This is a genomic window from Methylobacterium sp. CCH5-D2, assembly GCF_001556475.1.
Classification (GTDB): domain Bacteria; phylum Pseudomonadota; class Alphaproteobacteria; order Rhizobiales; family Beijerinckiaceae; genus Methylobacterium; species Methylobacterium hispanicum.
Genome location: NZ_LSIX01000294.1, coordinates 1 through 504 on the forward strand (window position 1 = coordinate 1; position 504 = coordinate 504).

The window sequence follows — 504 nt, forward strand, 5'->3', positions numbered from 1 at the left end:
GGGCGGGGCTCTGTGCCTGAGGGCCCGGACCCCGCTCCGAGGTCAGGCTGGCGAACACGCCCGAGACGCCGGGGATCGACAGTACCCGGCCCTCGGCGGCGCGCCGCACCGGCTCGAACCGCTCGGCCTCGCTCGGGTCGATCAGGATCGAGAACATCACCCGGTTGTTTGCATCGACCACCACCTGCGAGAGGCGGCCGGAGCCGGTGAGCGTGGTGCCGGCGGCGTCCACCGTCACGCCCGTCAGCGCCTTCATCACGTCGTCGCGGCTGATCGCCAAGGTCGTTCTCCCGGTGGCGCGAGCAGGTATACCACCTGCGAATCATCCTGCATGTAACCGAGCGCGCCCGGAACACCAGACCCCCGGGCACGGTGCACCGCATCAGCGCCGGTGCGGCGGGATCGCCACGAGGTTGCAGCGCTCCATCGGCCCGCGCACGACGCGGCCGTCGCCGCGCCGGTAGGAGCCGCTCCGGACGTGGCGGCAGCCGGGCGGGCCGGGCG

Annotated in this window: 1 protein-coding gene; it reads right to left on the bottom strand. The window is 73.2% G+C overall.

All coding sequences use genetic code 11. The features are described from left to right. A partial coding sequence (locus AX737_RS07880; RefSeq protein ID WP_156453584.1) for an iron-sulfur cluster assembly protein occupies positions 1 to 280 on the bottom strand: 280 nt, incomplete at its 3' end. Positions 281 to 504 lie beyond the last annotated feature (224 nt).